15 protein-coding genes and 1 pseudogene are annotated in these 18,328 nt (G+C 49.9%); 10 read left to right on the top strand and 6 right to left on the bottom strand.

Annotated features, from left to right (window positions below):
• Nucleotides 1–23: 23 nt before the first annotated feature.
• Nucleotides 24–443, top strand: coding sequence for a heat shock protein HslJ (gene hslJ, locus O6D90_RS11165; protein ID WP_016156614.1), 420 nt, complete (start codon nucleotides 24–26; stop codon nucleotides 441–443).
• Nucleotides 444–456: 13 nt separating this feature from the next.
• On the opposite strand, the gene O6D90_RS11160 is transcribed toward hslJ, so the two are convergent.
• Complete coding sequence (locus O6D90_RS11160) at nucleotides 457–723, bottom strand: putative hemolysin (protein ID WP_003020360.1); 267 nt, start codon at nucleotides 721–723, stop codon at nucleotides 457–459.
• Between the two features lie 274 nt (nucleotides 724–997).
• Here O6D90_RS11160 and nifJ point away from each other — a divergent pair, with 274 nt between their 5' ends.
• From nifJ to ttcA, 5 genes are all read left to right on the top strand, one after another.
• Nucleotides 998–4,522: a pyruvate:ferredoxin (flavodoxin) oxidoreductase gene (gene nifJ / locus O6D90_RS11155; RefSeq protein ID WP_016156615.1), complete on the top strand. Its 3,525-nt coding sequence runs from the start codon at nucleotides 998–1,000 to the stop codon at nucleotides 4,520–4,522.
• Between the two features lie 367 nt (nucleotides 4,523–4,889).
• Nucleotides 4,890–6,023 carry a porin OmpC gene (gene ompC / locus O6D90_RS11150; RefSeq protein WP_271143309.1) on the top strand — a complete coding sequence of 378 codons (1,134 nt, stop codon included), beginning with the start codon at nucleotides 4,890–4,892 and terminating at the stop codon, nucleotides 6,021–6,023.
• A gap of 145 nt (nucleotides 6,024–6,168) precedes the next feature.
• Nucleotides 6,169–6,381: a KTSC domain-containing protein gene (locus tag O6D90_RS11145; RefSeq protein ID WP_016153189.1), complete on the top strand. Its 213-nt coding sequence runs from the start codon at nucleotides 6,169–6,171 to the stop codon at nucleotides 6,379–6,381.
• 81 nt (nucleotides 6,382–6,462) lie between these two features.
• On the top strand, nucleotides 6,463–6,897 hold the full coding sequence (gene uspF / locus O6D90_RS11140; protein WP_016153190.1) for a universal stress protein UspF: 435 nt from the start codon (nucleotides 6,463–6,465) through the stop codon (nucleotides 6,895–6,897).
• Nucleotides 6,898–7,095: 198 nt separating this feature from the next.
• On the top strand, nucleotides 7,096–8,031 hold the full coding sequence (gene ttcA, locus O6D90_RS11135; protein WP_016156617.1) for a tRNA 2-thiocytidine(32) synthetase TtcA: 936 nt from the start codon (nucleotides 7,096–7,098) through the stop codon (nucleotides 8,029–8,031).
• A gap of 49 nt (nucleotides 8,032–8,080) precedes the next feature.
• Here ttcA and dbpA read toward each other — a convergent pair whose 3' ends face one another.
• The 4 genes and pseudogenes from dbpA to O6D90_RS11115 all read right to left on the bottom strand — a co-directional run bounded on the left by dbpA (nucleotide 8,081) and on the right by O6D90_RS11115 (nucleotide 12,175).
• On the bottom strand, nucleotides 8,081–9,454 hold the full coding sequence (dbpA, locus tag O6D90_RS11130) for an ATP-dependent RNA helicase DbpA (protein ID WP_016156618.1): 1,374 nt from the start codon (nucleotides 9,452–9,454) through the stop codon (nucleotides 8,081–8,083).
• 28 nt (nucleotides 9,455–9,482) lie between these two features.
• A pseudogene (gene ynaL, locus O6D90_RS11125) lies at nucleotides 9,483–9,611 on the bottom strand (protein YnaL); the annotation flags it as partial.
• A 314-nt stretch (nucleotides 9,612–9,925) separates the two neighbouring features.
• Nucleotides 9,926–10,909, bottom strand: coding sequence for a zinc transporter ZntB (gene zntB / locus O6D90_RS11120; RefSeq protein WP_016156619.1), 984 nt, complete (start codon nucleotides 10,907–10,909; stop codon nucleotides 9,926–9,928).
• 156 nt (nucleotides 10,910–11,065) lie between these two features.
• Nucleotides 11,066–12,175 (bottom strand): methyl-accepting chemotaxis protein, encoded by a 1,110-nt coding sequence (locus O6D90_RS11115; RefSeq protein WP_016156620.1) that lies wholly within the window; start codon nucleotides 12,173–12,175, stop codon nucleotides 11,066–11,068.
• Between the two features lie 410 nt (nucleotides 12,176–12,585).
• On the opposite strand from O6D90_RS11115, the gene O6D90_RS11110 reads away from it, so the two are divergent.
• Complete coding sequence (locus tag O6D90_RS11110; protein ID WP_016156621.1) at nucleotides 12,586–14,700, top strand: putative bifunctional diguanylate cyclase/phosphodiesterase; 2,115 nt, start codon at nucleotides 12,586–12,588, stop codon at nucleotides 14,698–14,700.
• A 67-nt stretch (nucleotides 14,701–14,767) separates the two neighbouring features.
• Nucleotides 14,768–16,000 carry a GGDEF domain-containing protein gene (locus O6D90_RS11105; RefSeq protein WP_016156622.1) on the top strand — a complete coding sequence of 411 codons (1,233 nt, stop codon included), beginning with the start codon at nucleotides 14,768–14,770 and terminating at the stop codon, nucleotides 15,998–16,000.
• A 12-nt stretch (nucleotides 16,001–16,012) separates the two neighbouring features.
• Here O6D90_RS11105 and smrA read toward each other — a convergent pair whose 3' ends face one another.
• Nucleotides 16,013–16,576 (bottom strand): DNA endonuclease SmrA, encoded by a 564-nt coding sequence (gene smrA / locus O6D90_RS11100; protein ID WP_016153202.1) that lies wholly within the window; start codon nucleotides 16,574–16,576, stop codon nucleotides 16,013–16,015.
• Nucleotides 16,577–16,789: 213 nt separating this feature from the next.
• Here smrA and ogt point away from each other — a divergent pair, with 213 nt between their 5' ends.
• Nucleotides 16,790–17,305 (top strand): methylated-DNA--[protein]-cysteine S-methyltransferase, encoded by a 516-nt coding sequence (gene ogt / locus O6D90_RS11095; protein ID WP_271143308.1) that lies wholly within the window; start codon nucleotides 16,790–16,792, stop codon nucleotides 17,303–17,305.
• Nucleotides 17,306–17,499: 194 nt separating this feature from the next.
• A complete protein-coding gene (fnr, locus tag O6D90_RS11090; protein ID WP_003020397.1) occupies nucleotides 17,500–18,252 on the top strand; it encodes a fumarate/nitrate reduction transcriptional regulator Fnr in 753 nt (250 codons plus the stop codon).
• The last annotated feature ends 76 nt before the right edge of the window (nucleotides 18,253–18,328 follow it).

The following is an 18,328-nucleotide window of genomic DNA, read 5'->3' as shown; positions in this document are numbered from 1 at the left end:
CGTCACAAACGTAGAGAAATTGAATGAAAAAAGTTGTCACGTTGATTACGCTCAGCATGCTGATGGCTGGCTGTGTGAGCAATGGAAAAGTTTCCGTCAATCGCGAACAGTTGCAGCATCACCGCTTCGTTTTGCAGAGCGTGAATGGTAAAGCCGTCACCGTCGCTAATAACCCACCCGAATTGAGTTTTGGCGAAAACATGACGGTATCGGGAAAGATGTGTAATCAATTCCACGGTCAGGGCAAACTGTCCGACGGCGAGTTGAAGGTTAAAGATATGGCGATGACCCGCATGATGTGCGCCGATCCGCAGCTTAACGCGCTCGACGGGATCGTCAGCGACATGTTTAAGCAAGGCGCACAGGTCGATCTGACTGCTGACCAGTTAACACTGGCGACAGCAGAACAAACGCTGACGTATAAACTCGCGGATTTAATGTAGGAAACGCGGTGGCTTAATAGTTGCCACAGCTTCCGGCGGCAAGCGACTGCTCACTACAGCGTTTGCCGTTGGGTAACGCACACATTCCGATAGCTGAACCATCAAGCTGACGGGCAACGGAGAGCGAACCCCCAATCATGGCGCAATTAGCTTCTCCAGAACTGGACATTGCGGCCTTCATCCCCGGTGCGACATGCGCGGCGGTTGCCTGCTGAACAGGTTCACTACTACAAGCCGATAATAATAACGCGGCACACCCTACCCAAAACGCTGCGCGCATCTTACTCCCCTCTGAATATTAACCAAACGACACAGCCATAAATAATAGGCAGCGGAAACACCGCCGTCGAGAGGCAATATGCGCATTTATGCGCACTGTTTACATTTTCTGGCAATTTTTTGGCTGCTCCTTTGATCAAACCATTCATTCTGTTGATTCGAGGGACACAAAAGCGAAAATCTGTCTTTAGCGCTTTTGCTAAACTAAAAGGATAACTACAGGATTCGCCGCTGTTACGCGTGTCCCTTTTTTTGCGCAATGTAAGGGTGTCAGTATGATCACAATTGACGGTAATGGTGCGGTTGCTTCGGTCGCATTTCGTACCAGCGAGGTTATCGCCATCTACCCGATTACGCCCAGTTCGACGATGGCTGAACAGGCGGATGCCTGGGCCGGGAACGGGCTTAAAAACGTGTGGGGGGATACCCCTCGTGTCGTAGAAATGCAGTCGGAAGGCGGTGCGATAGCGACCGTTCACGGCGCGTTGCAGACCGGTGCGCTCTCTACGTCGTTTACTTCATCGCAGGGCCTGTTGCTGATGATCCCGACGCTGTACAAACTGGCCGGTCAGTTGACTCCGTTTGTGCTGCACGTTGCGGCGCGTACGATTGCCACTCACGCATTATCCATCTTTGGCGATCATTCCGACGTGATGGCGGTGCGCCAGACGGGATGCGCAATGCTGTGCGCCAGCAGCGTTCAGGAAGCACAAGACTTTGCGCTAATTTCGCAAATGGCCACCCTGAAAAGCCGGGTCCCGTTTATTCATTTCTTTGATGGTTTCCGCACATCGCATGAAATCAATAAAATAGTGCCGCTGGCCGATGACACAATCCTCGGGCTGATGCCGCAGGCGGAAATCGATGCTCATCGCGCGCGCGCGCTCAACCCGGAGCATCCGGTTATTCGCGGTACGTCTGCGAACCCGGACACCTACTTCCAGTCACGCGAAGCAACAAACCCGTGGTACAACGCGGTTTACGATCACGTAGAACAGGCGATGAACGATTTCGCTGCTGCGACGGGCCGTCAGTACCAGCCATTTGAATACTACGGTCACCCGCAGGCAGAACGCGTCATTATTTTGATGGGCTCGGCGATTGGAACCAGTGAAGAAGTCGTCGAAGAGCTGCTGGCACGCGGCGAGAAAGTTGGCGTTCTGAAAGTGCGTCTGTTCCGCCCATTCTCTGCCAAACATTTACTGCGCGCTCTGCCGGAAACGGTACGGAGCATCGCCGTCCTGGATCGCACCAAAGAGCCCGGCGCGCAAGCTGAACCGTTGTATCTGGATGTAATGACTGCGCTGGCGGAAGCCTTTAACTGCGGCGAACGAGAAACGCTACCGCGCGTGATTGGCGGGCGTTATGGACTTTCTTCCAAAGAGTTTGGCCCGGACTGCGTCATGGCGGTCTTTAATGAGCTGAGTAGCGCGAAGCCGAAATCTCGCTTTACGGTCGGTATCTATGATGATGTCACCAACCTGTCGCTACCGTTACCGGAAAACACCCTGCCCGGTACCGCGAAGCTCGAGGCACTGTTTTACGGGCTGGGCAGTGACGGTAGCGTGTCGGCCACCAAAAACAACATCAAGATTATCGGTAACTCTACGCCGTGGTATGCGCAGGGTTATTTCGTCTATGACTCGAAAAAAGCAGGCGGTCTGACGGTTTCTCACCTGCGCGTTAGTGAACAACCTATTCGCTCAGCGTATCTGGTGTCGCAAGCCGATTTTGTTGGTTGTCACCAGTTGCAATTTATCGATAAGTATCAGATGGCTGAGCGCCTGAAACCTGGCGGTATATTCCTGCTTAATACCCCGTACAGTGTGGATGAAGTCTGGACACGTCTGCCGCAGGAAGTTCAGGCTGTTCTGAATCAGAAGAAAGCGCGTTTCTACGTGATTAATGCGGCCAAAATCGCCCGCGAATGCGGTCTGGCTGCTCGTATTAACACCGTTATGCAGATGGCGTTCTTCCATCTGACGCAAATCTTACCAGGCGACAGCGCTCTGGCTGAATTGCAGGGTGCGATTGCGAAAAGCTATAGCAGTAAAGGGCAGGATCTGGTTGAACGTAACTGGCAGGCGCTGGCCCTGGCGCGTGAATCCGTCGCCGAAGTGGCGCTTCAGCCGGTTGACTCACATAGCGCTAATCGCCCACCGGTGGTTTCTGATGCCGCACCTGATTTCGTGAAAACCGTCACCGCGGCAATGCTCGCCGGTCTGGGCGATGCCCTCCCCGTTTCAGCGCTGCCGCCAGACGGCACCTGGCCGATGGGCACCACGCGTTGGGAAAAACGCAATATCGCTGAAGAGATCCCCATCTGGAAAGAAGAGCTGTGTACCCAGTGTAACCACTGCGTAGCCGCTTGCCCGCACTCGGCTATCCGCGCCAAAGTGGTTTCACCAGAAGCGATGGAAAATGCCCCTGCCAGCCTGCATTCTCTGGATGTGAAATCACGCGATATGCGCGGTCAGAAATATGTCCTGCAGGTTGCGCCAGAGGATTGCACCGGGTGTAATCTGTGCGTCGAAGTATGCCCGGCGAAAGATCGCCAGAACCCGGAGATCAAGGCCATCAATATGATGTCGCGCCTTGAGCACGTGGAAGAAGAAAAAGTTAACTATGACTACTTCCTCAATCTGCCGGAAATCGATCGCACTAAACTGGAACGCATTGATATTCGTACCTCGCAGTTGATAACACCGCTGTTTGAGTACTCTGGTGCCTGCTCTGGCTGTGGTGAAACGCCGTATATCAAATTGCTTACGCAGTTGTACGGCGACCGCATGCTGATCGCCAATGCGACCGGCTGTTCATCAATTTATGGCGGTAATCTGCCCTCAACGCCTTATACCACCGACGCCAATGGTCGCGGGCCTGCGTGGGCAAACTCCCTGTTTGAGGATAACGCCGAGTTTGGGCTGGGCTTCCGCCTGACGGTGGATCAGCACCGTGTACGCGTCATGCGTTTAGTGGAACAGTTTGCCGATAACATTCCGGCTGAACTGAATGACGCCCTGCACGCTGAAGCTACGCCAGAGGTGCGCCGTGAGCAAGTTGCAGCACTGCGCCAGCACCTGAAAGATGTCGACGGCGCACAGCAGTTGTTAACCGATGCCGATGCGCTGGTCGAGAAATCTATCTGGCTGATTGGCGGTGATGGCTGGGCTTACGATATTGGTTTTGGGGGACTGGATCACGTCCTGAGCCTGACCGAGAACGTCAATATTCTGGTACTGGATACCCAGTGTTACTCCAATACAGGCGGACAAGCATCGAAAGCTACGCCGCTCGGGGCCGTCACTAAATTTGGTGAGCATGGCAAGCGCAAAGCTCGCAAAGATCTTGGCGTCAGTATGATGATGTACGGGCACGTGTATGTTGCACAAATCTCTCTGGGCGCGCAGTTGAACCAGACGGTGAAAGCTATCCAGGAAGCGGAAGCCTATCCAGGTCCGTCGCTGATTATCGCGTATAGCCCATGTGAAGAGCATGGTTACGATCTCGCACTAAGCCATGATCAGATGCGTCAGCTCACGGCAACCGGGTTCTGGCCGCTGTACCGCTTTGATCCACGTCGAGCAGATGAAGGTAAGCTGCCGCTGGCGCTGGACTCTCGGCCACCGTCAGACGCCCTGGCCGAAACATTGCTTAACGAGCAGCGCTTCCGCCGCCTGAATGCCCAACAGCCAGAAGTCGCAGAACAGCTCTGGAAAGACGCCGCAGCCGATCTGCAAAAACGCTACGACTTCCTTGCGCAGTTGGCTGGAAAAGCGGAAAAGAGCGGTACCGAGTAATGCGTTTATCTCAGTATTAACCTGGAACCCAAAAAAAAAGCCCGAACAGTTGTTCGGGCTTGTCAATTTATTCGCTGGCTAATTAATAATAGCTATCAATACGTCAACGAAAAATAAAACGTGACAATAAAGGCATATAACACGCGCAGAATAGCCCAACACAATTCACTTGTATAATTTTTATTTTATATATTTACCATCCATACATTCACCACAATTATCATCATTTCCGTAGAATTATTTCTTTAAGGTTTTACTTAAGGCGTAACAATTCATATTTATCCCTTTACGGAACTTCTCCTTTAGCATGCTTTTACTCCCTACATGGGTAGTCACAGGTTAATAAAAAAACTAAAGGATTATTTCAATGAACAGAAAAGTACTGGCTCTCGTAATTCCTGCCCTGCTGGCTGCAGGCGCTGCTCACGCGGCTGAAGTTTATAATAAAGACGGCAACAAATTAGATCTCTATGGCAAAGTAGACGGCCTGCATTATTTCTCTGATGACGCTAACAGTGATGGCGATCAGACTTATATGCGTATGGGCTTCAAAGGCGAAACTCAGGTTAACGATATGATCACCAGTTACGGCCAGTGGGAATATCAGGTTCAGGCTAACGGCACCGAAGGTGATAAAGGCGACTCCTGGACTCGTCTGGCATTCGCAGGTATTAAAGTCGGCGACTACGGCTCATTCGACTACGGCCGTAACTACGGCGTAATGTACGACGTTGAAGGCTGGACCGATATGCTGCCGGAATTCGGTGGCGACTCTTACACCAAAGCAGACAACTTCATGACCGGTCGTGCGAACGGCGTGGCGACCTACCGTAATACCGACTTCTTTGGTCTGGTTGACGGTCTGAACGTGGCGTTGCAGTATCAGGGCGCGAACGAAAATCAGTCACCAGAGCAGGAAGGCACCAATAACGGTGGCGACGATCGTAACATGAAGAACTCCAACGGTGACGGCTTCGGTATCTCCTCGACCTACGATTTGGGTATGGGTGTAAGCTTCGGTGCAGCATACACCTCTTCTGACCGTACTAACGAGCAGGTTAACGATTCTACCGCGGGCGGTGATAAAGCTGACGCATGGACAGTCGGTCTGAAATACGACGCGAACAACATCTACTTGGCAACCATGTACTCCGAAACCCGCAACATGACCCCTTATGGTGGCTCAAACGGTAGTGATAATACGATTGCCAACAAAACTCAGAACTTTGAAGTGACTGCGCAATACCAGTTCGACTTCGGTCTGCGTCCGGAAGTGTCTTTCCTGATGTCTAAAGGTAAGGATCTGGGTGTAAACGGATCTGATGGCGACCAGGATCTGGTGAAATATGCATCCGTTGGCGCTACTTACTACTTCAACAAAAACTTCTCCACCTATGTTGATTACAAAATCAACCTGCTGGATGAAGATAAAAACTTCTACAGCCAAAACGACATCTCTACCGATGACGTAGTAGCACTGGGTATGGTTTACCAGTTCTAATCCGTCAGCCCGCTGGCAACAGCGGGCTCTCTTTATGTTCTAACAATTCTGTTTTATCCAGATCAAAACATTATATCTGTTGCGCTAAAACACATCTCTGATAGATGATATCTTGCATTAAGACCTGTAGTAGAGGATACCTGCAATGAATCATCATCCTGTAAAATCATCCCGTATTGCATCCGTCGGCTATGACGAATCCTCCCGCACGCTAGAAATTCGCTTTCACCAGTTGTCTACTCTGCAATATCAGCATGTCCCTGCTCGTATTTTTCGTGATTTCCTGAGCGTCGTTTCTAAAGGTCGATTTTACGATGGAGTAATAAAAGGAAAGTTTCCTGAAATAAAAATAAAGTGATGCCAAAATGTGATCTTTGTCATTGTACATAAAGTGCCATTACGCGGTAAGCTTTGGGTGGATACTTAAACAGGAGGTTTTATGAACAGAACGATTCTTGTACCCATCGATATTTCAGACTCAGAATTAACTCAACGTGTTATTGCCCATGTTGAAGCAGAGGCAAAAATTGACGATGCACAGGTTCATTTTTTGACCGTAATTCCGTCACTACCCTACTATGCTTCCCTGGGATTGGCCTACTCGGCAGAGTTACCGGCCATGGAAGATCTGAAAGCCGAAGCAAAATCTCAACTGGAAGAGATTATCAAGAAGTTCAATATCCCAACGGACAGAGTGCACGTTCATGTCACAGAAGGCGCGCCAAAAGATAAGATTCTGGAGATGGCCAAAAAATTACCGGCTGATATGGTCATTATTGCCTCACATCGACCTGACATCACTACCTACCTGCTGGGGTCTAACGCCGCAGCCGTGGTGCGTCATGCGGAGTGTTCGGTACTGGTAGTCCGCTAAGCTGTCTGGCCCGCACATCGCTGCGGGCTTTTTGTTTCTACCTCTTATACCCCACGATTCCTGTCCTAAATGTGCTGACATTTTTCCCGCTTATCCGTACCATACACGCCACAGTTTTTATATCAGACTTCTTTTGCCGGACTATCCGGCGTGATGCATACTCTTCTGATGCCACACTATGAATTGAGCCTCTATTAAATGTCGCAAAATCAAGATATTAGTAAGAAAGAACAATACAACCTGAACAAATTGCAAAAACGTCTGCGCCGTAACGTGGGCGAAGCCATTGCCGACTTCAATATGATCGAAGACGGCGATCGCATTATGGTGTGCCTTTCCGGGGGGAAAGACAGCTATACCATGCTGGAGATCCTGCGTAATTTGCAGCAAAGCGCCCCGATCAGTTTTTCCTTAGTTGCGGTTAACCTCGATCAGAAACAGCCTGGCTTCCCGGAGCATATTCTGCCGGAATATCTGGAACAACTGGGCGTGGAGTATAAGATTGTCGAAGAAAACACCTACGGGATCGTCAAAGATAAAATCCCTGAAGGCAAAACGACCTGCTCGCTCTGTTCTCGCCTGCGTCGCGGCATTCTGTACCGCACGGCAACTGAGTTAGGCGCCACCAAGATTGCGCTCGGTCACCATCGCGACGACATCCTGCAAACGCTGTTTTTAAACATGTTCTACGGCGGGAAGATGAAAGGTATGCCGCCGAAGTTGATGAGCGATGACGGTAAACATATCGTTATCCGTCCGCTGGCTTACTGCCGTGAGAAAGATATCGAGCGTTTCTCCGAAGCGAAAGGTTTCCCGATTATTCCATGTAATCTGTGCGGCTCACAGCCTAACCTGCAGCGTCAGGTCATTGCCGATATGCTGCGCGACTGGGACAAACGCTATCCAGGGCGTATTGAAACCATGTTCAGCGCAATGCAGAACGTTGTACCTTCACATCTGAGCGATATCAATCTGTTCGATTTTAAAGGCATCAGGCACGGTTCAGAGGTTGTGGACGGCGGTGATTTAGCGTTCGATCGTGAAGAGATCCCGTTGCAGCCTGCGGGGTGGCAGCCAGAAGAAGATGATGCTCAACTGGATGAGCTGCGCCTGAACGTCGTGGAAGTGAAGTAAGTCGATAGTGCCGGATAAGCGGAGCGCCATCAGGCGCTCCGACGAGTGGTTATTTCAATAACCGAACCCGGCAAGTCTTGCCTTTTATCTTACCGTTTTGCAATTGCTTCCATGCCTTATGCGCTACAGTCTGGCGAACAGCGACATAGACATGCGCCGGATGAACGGCAATTTTGCCGATATCGGCGCCTTCCAGACCAATATCACCGGTCAGCGCACCGAGAACATCGCCGGGACGCATTTTAGCCTTTTTACCGCCATCAATGCATAACGTCGCCATCTCAGCTTCCAGCGGCAGGATTGGGCCGTTAGCTGGAGCTGGCAGCCAGTTCAGCTTCAGTTGCAGCATTTCAGAAAGAATATTGGCCCGCTGCGCTTCTTCCGGTGCACAGAAGCTAATCGCCAGACCACTGTTGCCGGCACGCGCGGTACGTCCGATACGATGGACGTGGACTTCCGGATCCCACGCCAGTTCGAAGTTAACCACCAGCTCAAGTGATTTAATATCCAGACCACGCGCGGCCACATCGGTAGCAACCAGAACGCGCGCGCTGCCGTTGGCAAAACGCACCAGCGTCTGATCGCGATCGCGCTGCTCAAGATCGCCATGCAGTGAGAGCGCGCTTTGCCCCGCCGCATTCAGTGCGTCACACACGGCCTGACAATCTTTTTTGGTATTACAAAAAACTACGCATGATGCAGGTTGATGCTGACTGAGCAATTTTTGCAGCAGCGCAATTTTGCCGTGGCTGGAAGTTTCGAAAAACTGCTGCTCAATCGCCGGCAGCGCGTCAACGGTATCAATTTCGATCGTTAATGGATTTTGTTGCACCCGGCCACTAATGGCGGCAATGGCTTCCGGCCAGGTCGCAGAAAACAGTAAGGTCTGACGCGAAGCCGGCGCAAAGCGAATGACATCATCAATCGCATCGCTAAAGCCCATATCCAGCATGCGATCGGCTTCATCCATCACCAGCGTATTCAGGGCATCCAGAGAAACAGTGCCTTTTTGCAGATGGTCGAGTAAACGCCCTGGCGTGGCGACAATAATATGTGGCGCATGCTGCAGGGAGTCACGTTGTGCGCCAAAGGGCTGCCCACCGCACAACGTTAAGATCTTGGTGTTTGGCAGAAAGCGCGCTAAGCGACGCAGCTCACCCGCCACCTGGTCAGCAAGCTCGCGCGTTGGGCACAGCACCAGGGACTGCGTCTGAAACAGCGCGACATCAACATGCTGTAATAATCCAAGACCAAAAGCCGCCGTTTTGCCACTGCCGGTTTTAGCCTGCACGCGAACATCTTTCCCCGCCAGAATTGCCGGTAACGCAGCAGCCTGAACAGGCGTCATTTCAAGATAACCCAGCTCGTTAAGATTCTCGAGTTGGGCAGCAGGTAAAACATTCAGGGTTGAAAAAGCGGTCACAATTTAATCTCGCGGTAAAAACTCACAATCAGCAGGCGCGTATCCTCGCAGATCTGCGCCCGCGATGCGACAATTTAATCGGCTCTTCATCCGGTGGGGGATCCGGCATTGGCTGCGGACGAGGTATGGGATCGGGAATGGGAACCGGGTCGGTCGGTAGCGAATCAGTGTGCGGCGTTGCAATCAGACAGTTCATATACCCCTCCAGTTATTCAGGTTGGCTCTTTTAGGGTAGACGCTGATTTCCTGCAGGCAAAAAAAAGCCGACTAATCTAAGTCGGCGTCGTACGAATCAATTGTGCTATGCAGTAATTCAAAAAAGGAAGTAAGACAATATGGAGCGCAACGCCCATCGCTTGACGTTGCATTCACCTGCGAGAGAGATATTGCCCCGAATAGGTAGATGGTTTATTGACTTCGCTCAAAAACCAGGACGTTTTCATGCGCAAAAGTCACTAAAAAACGTTGTTGTTACAACCATTTACTACGATGCAACCATAAAGTAACACCACCAATCAGGACCACTAACAGAATACAAAAAAGTGAGAAGCCAAACTGCCAGCCACCGCCAGGGATACCGCCGAGGTTAACGCCAAACAGCCCGGTTAAAAATGTGCTGGGAAGAAAAACCATTGCCATCAATGACATTGTATACGTTCGGCGAGCCAGAGACTCCTGCATAACCTGCGCAATTTCATCCGCCATAATACCAGTCCTGGCAATGCAGGCATCTATTTCATCCAGCCCTCTCCCTAGCCTGTCAGCGATATCCTGCATCCGCCGCCGATGGTCGTCGGTCATCCAGGAAAAACGTTCGCTCGCCAGTCGGGAATAGACATCGCGTTGAGGCGCCATATAGCGGCGCATCACAATTAACTGCTTACGCAGCAATGCCAGGAAACCACGCGGCGGAATCTGCTGATCAAGCAGGTTATCTTCCAGATCGATAATTTTATCGTGCAGTTGTTCGATAAACTCACTGGCATGATCGGTTAGTGCATCGCAAACATCCACCAGCCAACTACCACAATCAGCCGCTCCCGTGCCTTCCTGGAGATCGCTGACCACATCATCCAGCGCCAAGACTTTACGCTGACGCGTTGAGACAATCAGACGTTCATCCATATATAAGCGCATCGCAACCAGTTGGTCAGGTCGCTCGTCGGTGCTGCCGTTAATACAGCGCAGCGTAATCAACGTACCTTCCCCTACCCGGCTTACGCGTGGGCGCGTGCTTTCACCCGCCAGCGCATCACGCACGTTATTGGGAAGTAAAGGCGTTGTCGCCAGCCATTGCGCGCTTTCAGAATGGGTATAATTAAGATGCAGCCAGCAGGGATGTTGACTGTCGATAACATCGTTATCTTCCAGTGGTTTCACCCCACCACGGCCATCCAACAGCCAGGCAAACACGGCATCCGGCACATTAACATCCGTTCCCTTAATGGCTTCCACAGCGCCTCCACAAACATTCAGCTTTTTTCGTTAGTCTAGCTGTCAGAATATGTTAAGCAATATCTCATTGTCCCATTGTGCTGAAATGATTCATAAAAAGTATCTGATAATAAGAAAAGCGCCGACGAATGCGGCGCTGGTTACGAGATGACCGTCTCAGGCCCGCTGGCGTCTCTCTGATTCAAGCGCATGACTTAAGCGAAATTTATGCGTTCGCGATTGAAGGTCAATCACCTGGTTTTTCAGGATACCTGAGGAGTCAGAAAGCTCATCAACCATAATGGCATTACTTTGGGTGACGTTCTCCAGTTCGGCCAGAGCATGGGTAATTCTGATTATTCCTTTCTCCTGCTCCTGCGTAGTGGTTAATATCTCGCCCATCAGTTGGTTTAATTGCCCGGCCCCCCCGACAATATCATGCATGTTTTTCTCAGCTTCACGCACAATAGCAGCGCCTTGCTGAACATTTTGATGGGTTTGGGCAATCAGTTGCTTAATATTCTTAGCTGCATCTGCACTGCGGTGTGCAAGCATTCTTACCTCACCGGCCACCACAGAAAAACCTTTGCCATGTTCACCGGCCCTTGCAGCTTCCACAGCAGCATTCAATGCCAGAATATTGGTCTGGAATGCAATACCATCTATCAGCGTAATAATTTCTGTCATTTGCTGTGCGCATTCGGTAATTGAACGCATATTTGTCGCAACCTGCACCATTAATTCGCCACCCTGACGTGCGCATTGCGTGGCAATTGTTGCCTGGGCGCTGGCTATTTGCGTGTTATCAGCATTATTCCGCGTATTAACCGCTATTTCATCCATGTTGGCAGCCGTCTGCATTAATGCTCCGGATTGCTGTTCTGTTTTCACTGAAAGCTCGGCGCTGCGTTCCGCCAGCTGTTCAGAAAGCGCCATCGCCGTTTGCGAGGATGTTCTGATCTCATTAACGAGTGCTGAAATATTACTTGATAAACTATTGATGCCAGGAATTAGTCTACCCGCACAGTTATTACCAAATTCGGGAATACTGATTGCCAGATTCCCGGATGTTACTTCTTCAATGCTTCTTTTAACCGTATTAATCGGCATGACCAGATATTTCGTCATGTACCACCACAAACATAATATAGAAATAATGCTTACCGCATTAGTGCCAATAATAATTTCTGGGGTAGCCGAAAAAATCATTTCAACAACATTGAGCGCAACCGCTGTAATGAGCAGAAATAAAACAATAAAGGTTCTGACGCTAATATCATTTAACATTTTAACCCTGTGCACCAAGAAATAACGTGGATGTTATTTTTATAGCATCTGCAATACAGATTTCCATTGCTCTGTGACGAAAGCTGAACTTTCAATGAGAGCCAGCAGACCTTTTACTTAAGTCAATAAATTACACTAGCCATTCATAATAGCTCAGCACTTTATCCCGCCAATGGCGGTAATGTTCCCCACCATCAGATTATTGTGATGGCGAGCACGTGACGAGCATAAAACACACAGAAACATAATTTTTATGAATGGTTATATAAGTAATGGATTATCATTTTCAATATCTTGCTCTTCGCTCTAATACTCATTGTAAAAACACAAGAACATTCCTGGTTTTATCAGGTTAACTGGACAAAACCTGCTAGATTTATCATCACGGCTTTTTTTCGATAGGTAGTAAGATGTTGCACGTGTCGTGGGACCCTGTATTGATTGGGATTTCCTTTGTTGTCGCGTTTATTGCCTCCTTTATTGCCCTCGACAGTGCGGGTAAGGTAGCAATCTCCAGCAAACGTGAATCTACCTTCTGGCGGCTATCTGGCGGCGCTACGCTGGGTATGGGGATCTGGTCGATGCATTTTATCGGTATGCTGGCCATGAAAATGACTATGCCGATCAATTATCACCTATCACTCACCGCGTTTTCGTTCTTTATTGCGCTCATTTCTGCAACCCTCGCCATCAATATCGCTATTTCCGGTAATACGTTATCAACAAAACGACTGGTCATTGCCACCAGCATATTGAGTGCCGGCGTTGTCACGATGCACTACGTTGGCATGTATGCCATTATCGAACATGTGGCCATTTCATGGGATCGCTCGCTGATTTTGCTCTCTGTGATTATTGCCGTCGTTGCGTCTGGCGTAGGTTTATGGCTGGCCTTCCATTTACGCCAAAACACCCGTCGCGTGCTGATTAACCGACTTATTGCTGCCCTTATTATGGCGCTGGCAATTGCTTCTATGCATTACACCGGTATGGGAGCGGCAACGTTCACCCATTTTGGACACACTGCGCACGATGGCCTCAGTACGCTGGAACTCTCTGTCTGGGTCTGCGCCGTCACGCTGATTATTTTGGGTATCATGCTGGTCGTCTCGATGGTGGATTCACAACTGCGCACTTCCCGACTGGCTGACAACCTGCATCAGTTGAACTGCCAGCTTGAACATCAGGTCCACTTCGACGCGCTGACGGGACTTGCTAATCGAACGCAAATAGATACCCGCTTACAAGCCTGCCTGCGGCATTCCAAATTGCATCAACAGCATTTCGCGTTGGTATTTATCGACCTCGATCGTTTTAAAGTCGTTAACGATACCTGGGGGCATCACATCGGCGATCAACTGCTGATTGCTAGTACACAGCGTATCTACAGTTGCCTTGATGATTCAATGACGCTGGCAAGACTGGGGGGAGATGAATTTATCCTGCTGGTTCCAGACTGCAACCAGCAGGCTATCTCCGCCTTGCTTGCGCGAATCTCAGATGCGATCGGTGACCCCTTTACCTTATTCGGTCATACCATTCGGGTTTCGTTAAGTGCGGGAAGCTGTATTTATCCCGAACATGGCTCGACTCTGCATGAGCTAAAAGTGAAGGCCGATATGGCGATGTATCATGTCAAACAGGCGGGCAGAAACGGCTGGGCTATTTATAGTCCCCAGATGGAAGCTATCGCTGATACGCCGCCGACATTTCTACAGGAACTTTCACAAGCGCTTGAACGCAACCAGTTTGAGCTATGGTATCAGCCTAAATATACCGCCGGAGATCATTCCCTGACTGGTTTTGAAGCGTTATTACGCTGGCATCATCCGGAGCGCGGCATGCTGCTACCGGCTGAATTTCTGCCTGCGCTGGAAGAAACGGGCCTGATTATTCCCGTCGGCAAATGGGTTATCCAACAGGCATGTTTGCAGTTGCATCAGTGGACATTACAAGGGAATACAGAATGGACGCTCGCCGTTAACCTCTCCCCCGCTCAGTTTGAACAGCATGATATTATTGATGTTGTTTGTAACGCCCTGGCGCAATACCAACTTTCACCTGCCTGTCTCACGCTGGAGCTCACGGAGAGCACTGCACTTAAAAATTTAAAACGCAGTATTGAAATCCTGAATGCTTTTTCGGCTTTGGGGATCACCGTTTCTATTGATGATTTCGGCACTGGTTATTCAAATATATTGATGTTGAAGTCACTTCCGGCACGGGAATTAAAAATCGACAGGATATTTGTCAAAGATATTAGCGAGAACAGTAAAAATACAAAAATTGTGTCTACCATTATTGACATAGCTCACTCCATGAATATGCGCGTGGTGGCTGAAGGAATAGAAACCCAGGAGCAGGAATTACTTCTTACCCAGATGGGATGTAGCATGCTGCAAGGTTTCCTGTTTGCAAAACCGCTGCCAGCGCATAAGATTCATGAACTGATCCAATCAGAAAACAGCATCAAACAAAAGCCAGTCGTACAACCCTTGTCTCACCGACAATCAAAAACTTTGTGAGACTGTAATATCTAAAATATTCGCCATTAAACGGGCAACACAGCAGATAAAGATAACGGGATTATCGATGAGCACAACCGAGCTGCATTCACTGGATTTGTTAACCTTTCCGGTGTGGATTGTTTCGCCACAAACCGAAGAACTGGTGTTCGCTAATATCGTTGCACGTGAGCTAATGCAGGATCTCTGTTTTTCCCCACTGCGCAAGGGCATATTCTCAACACATTCTCAAAATGATTTAACCATGTATCTCAGTGACTTGAGCAATCATCATCACGTTGTTGAGATCCTCACGGTTTACCGCGATGGTGAGGAAATCGCGTTGGCTAGCCGCCTGTCCATTAAATCTCTGCCGGGCGTGGGGGATGTTATCCTTTTCGAAGGCATTGAAACGCCTACTGCGCAAGGTCTGAAAGCCAGCCGTTCAGCAACTTATCAACGAAAAAAACAGGGCTTTTATGCGCGTTTTTTCCAGACCAACTCCGCGCCAATGTTACTGATTGATCCGTCCCGCGATGGCCTGATCGTTGATGCAAACCTCAGTGCCCTGAATTTTTATGGTTACAACCTTGATGTGATGTGCCAGAAACATACCTGGGAGATCAACATGCTGGGCCGCCATATATTGCCGGTAATGCATGAAATCGCCCATCTGCCCGGCGGCCATAAGCCTTTGCACTTTGTCCATAAACTGGCAGACGGCACCTCACGTCATGTACAAACCTACGCCGGACCGATTGAAATTTACGGTAATAAACTCATGTTGTGCATTATTCATGACATTACCGAACAAAAACGGCTGGAACAGGAGCTTGAGCATGCCGCTCTGCGTGACCCTTTAACGGGATTACTTAATCGCCGACATTTTTATCAGGTAACCGAGCCGGAGCAGACGCATGCGGTATCATTGACGCAGGACTACAGCCTTTTATTGATCGACACCGATCGTTTTAAAAGCATTAACGATCTCTTCGGTCATTTAAAAGGCGATGAAGTGCTTTGCGCTCTGGCCCGCACACTGGAATCCTGTGCACGAAAAGACGATCTTATTTTTCGCTGGGGTGGTGAAGAATTTGTGCTGCTGCTGCCGCGAACCTCGCTGGATGTCGCCCTCAATCTTGCAGAAGTGATCCGCGCGACGGTAGCCAAGGTTACTCTCCCTGGTCTTCCCCGCTTTACCGTCAGCATTGGCGTTGCGCGGCACGAAACGAACGAAAGTATTGATGAATTATTCAAACGCGTGGACGACGCGTTGTACAAAGCCAAGCACGAAGGCAGGAACAGAGTATTGGCCGCCTGATGAATACGTTGATCAGCGGCTGCGCTTAGCGTGACGCTCCCAGTTTTCCTGTTTTGCCTGCGCGGTTTTACGTAATGCCACATAGCATGCCCCGCTGCCGCCGTGATGCGGCAAAGCGGCGCAGTAGGCCTGGACGTCGTCAAATTCTGTCAGCCAGCGCGCCACATAGCTGCGAACAATATTGGCATGAGCGTTATCGTCACGCCCCTTACCGTGTATCACCAACACGTTACGTAATCCATCTTGCTGTGCCTGCAGAATAAAACTGAATAGCATCTGGCGGCATGTTTCTACGGGCTGGCGGATGAGATTAAGGCTCGCCTGCTGCGGATATTTTCCGGTTCGCAGTTTGTCAGTCACGCCGTGCTGTAAACCTTCGCGACGAAACTCAAGCGGCTCGTTCAACGGGATAATATCGAGAAACCCCGTCGTGAGAAAGTTATCCAGTTGAAGCGTATCGATACGCGCCGGAGTGCGGATATTACGCGTTGGCTGCCAGTGTACATCGGCGCAGCCCTTCAGCGGTTGGACATCCCCCATAGCATCCAGAAACAGCGAAGCATCATCAAGGTTCATGTTTCTTTCTCCAGCGAATTACGACGAGCATTATCATAACCGCGCACTATTATACCGACAACGGTTTACGATTATTTCCAATAATTCACCCGGCTCGCTCCGCTGAAAAGATCTACTCACGACATACAGATATCCGTTTTTAGGGGTATAGCTGCAACTGTTGCTGCCGTGATAATGTGTAACCTCGCCTGAACGCTGTAATGAGAGAAACGGATGCTGAACTTACTGGAAGATATCATCGACACGCCGCTGGGCCCGCTGTGGGTTATTTGTGATGAGCAATTTCGCCTGCGCGCGGTGGAATGGGATCAGCACCGCGATCGCATGGAACAATTGCTGGATATTCATTACCGCACAGAAGGTTATCAGCGTTTTACAGCCAAAAACCCTGGCGGATTAAGCGATAAACTGTCGGAGTATTTTGCCGGGAATCTCAGCATTATTGACACGCTGGAAACGGCAACGGCTGGCACACCTTTCCAGCGCGAAGTCTGGCAAGCATTACGCACTATCCCGTGTGGGCAGGTCATGCACTATGGTCAACTGGCCGAACAGTTAGGGCGCGCCGGTGCTGCAAGAGCCGTCGGTGCGGCCAATGGCGCCAACCCGGTAAGCATTGTGGTCCCCTGCCATCGCGTCATTGGGCGTAACGACACCATGACTGGATATGCTGGCGGCGTACAGCGAAAAGAGTGGTTATTGCGTCACGAAGGCTATTTGCTACTCTAGATTCCAGGCAATTAATGCCTTATTCGTCACACTTTCGCATAATGTGACCACAAATTTAATGCGGTTAATCAAGGAGATACAAACATTCATTCCGGTTATACCTGAATTATTCTCTATTGGGAGTAGCTCAGGCTTACGTGCTCACCAAAAAGATGTTAAAATTGACAAATATCAATTACGGCTTGAGCAGACCTATGATCCCGGAAAAGCGAATTATACGGCGCATTCAGTCTGGCGGTTGTGCTATCCATTGCCAGGATTGCAGCATCAGCCAGCTTTGCATCCCGTTCACACTTAACGAGCATGAGCTTGACCAGCTCGATAACATCATCGAGCGCAAAAAGCCTATCCAAAAGGGGCAAACGCTCTTTAAAGCAGGTGATGAACTTAAATCACTCTACGCTATCCGCTCCGGAACGATTAAAAGCTATACCATTACCGAACAAGGCGATGAGCAAATTACCGGCTTCCATCTGGCGGGTGATCTGGTCGGTTTTGACGCGATTGGCAGCGGACATCACCCGAGCTTTGCCCAGGCGCTGGAAACCTCAATGGTTTGCGAAATTCCTTTCGAAACCCTTGATGACCTGTCCGGAAAAATGCCGAATCTGCGTCAGCAGATGATGCGTCTGATGAGTGGCGAAATCAAAGGCGACCAGGATATGATCCTGCTGTTGTCGAAGAAAAATGCAGAAGAGCGCCTGGCGGCCTTTATCTACAACTTGTCTCGCCGCTTTGCCCAGCGCGGATTCTCGCCTCGTGAGTTCCGCCTGACCATGACCCGCGGCGACATCGGTAACTACCTGGGTTTGACGGTTGAAACCATCAGCCGCCTGTTGGGTCGTTTCCAGAAAAGCGGTATGCTGGCAGTGAAAGGCAAATACATAACTATTGAGAATAGCGACGCGCTGGCAGTTCTTGCTGGCCACACGCGTAACGTAGCGTAATCTTTCCGCAAGCATTTCTGTTATCCTTCTGTCAAATCGCTAAATTTTCCCGATTTATTGATCTGGCAGGAGGTTC

Source organism: Citrobacter sp. 21OH12SH02A-Citro (assembly GCF_027919895.1).
Taxonomy (GTDB): domain Bacteria; phylum Pseudomonadota; class Gammaproteobacteria; order Enterobacterales; family Enterobacteriaceae; genus Citrobacter; species Citrobacter braakii.
This window is presented reverse-complemented; position numbering and strand designations above follow the sequence as displayed.

Bases quoted from the DNA above. Each gene is read 5' to 3' on its own strand.
- O6D90_RS11145 (WP_016153189.1), top strand. From the start codon at position 6,169: ATGAATCATCATCCTGTAAAATCATCCCGTATTGCATCCGTCGGCTAT.
- O6D90_RS11105 (WP_016156622.1), top strand. From the start codon at position 14,768: ATGAGCACAACCGAGCTGCATTCACTGGATTTGTTAACCTTTCCGGTG.
- O6D90_RS11110 (WP_016156621.1), top strand. From the start codon at position 12,586: ATGTTGCACGTGTCGTGGGACCCTGTATTGATTGGGATTTCCTTTGTT.
- ompC (WP_271143309.1), top strand. From the start codon at position 4,890: ATGAACAGAAAAGTACTGGCTCTCGTAATTCCTGCCCTGCTGGCTGCA.
- O6D90_RS11115 (WP_016156620.1), bottom strand. From the start codon at position 12,175: ATGTTAAATGATATTAGCGTCAGAACCTTTATTGTTTTATTTCTGCTC.
- O6D90_RS11160 (WP_003020360.1), bottom strand. From the start codon at position 723: ATGCGCGCAGCGTTTTGGGTAGGGTGTGCCGCGTTATTATTATCGGCT.
- nifJ (WP_016156615.1), top strand. From the start codon at position 998: ATGATCACAATTGACGGTAATGGTGCGGTTGCTTCGGTCGCATTTCGT.
- smrA (WP_016153202.1), bottom strand. From the start codon at position 16,576: ATGAACCTTGATGATGCTTCGCTGTTTCTGGATGCTATGGGGGATGTC.
- ogt (WP_271143308.1), top strand. From the start codon at position 16,790: ATGCTGAACTTACTGGAAGATATCATCGACACGCCGCTGGGCCCGCTG.
- ttcA (WP_016156617.1), top strand. From the start codon at position 7,096: ATGTCGCAAAATCAAGATATTAGTAAGAAAGAACAATACAACCTGAAC.
- fnr (WP_003020397.1), top strand. From the start codon at position 17,500: ATGATCCCGGAAAAGCGAATTATACGGCGCATTCAGTCTGGCGGTTGT.
- uspF (WP_016153190.1), top strand. From the start codon at position 6,463: ATGAACAGAACGATTCTTGTACCCATCGATATTTCAGACTCAGAATTA.
- hslJ (WP_016156614.1), top strand. From the start codon at position 24: ATGAAAAAAGTTGTCACGTTGATTACGCTCAGCATGCTGATGGCTGGC.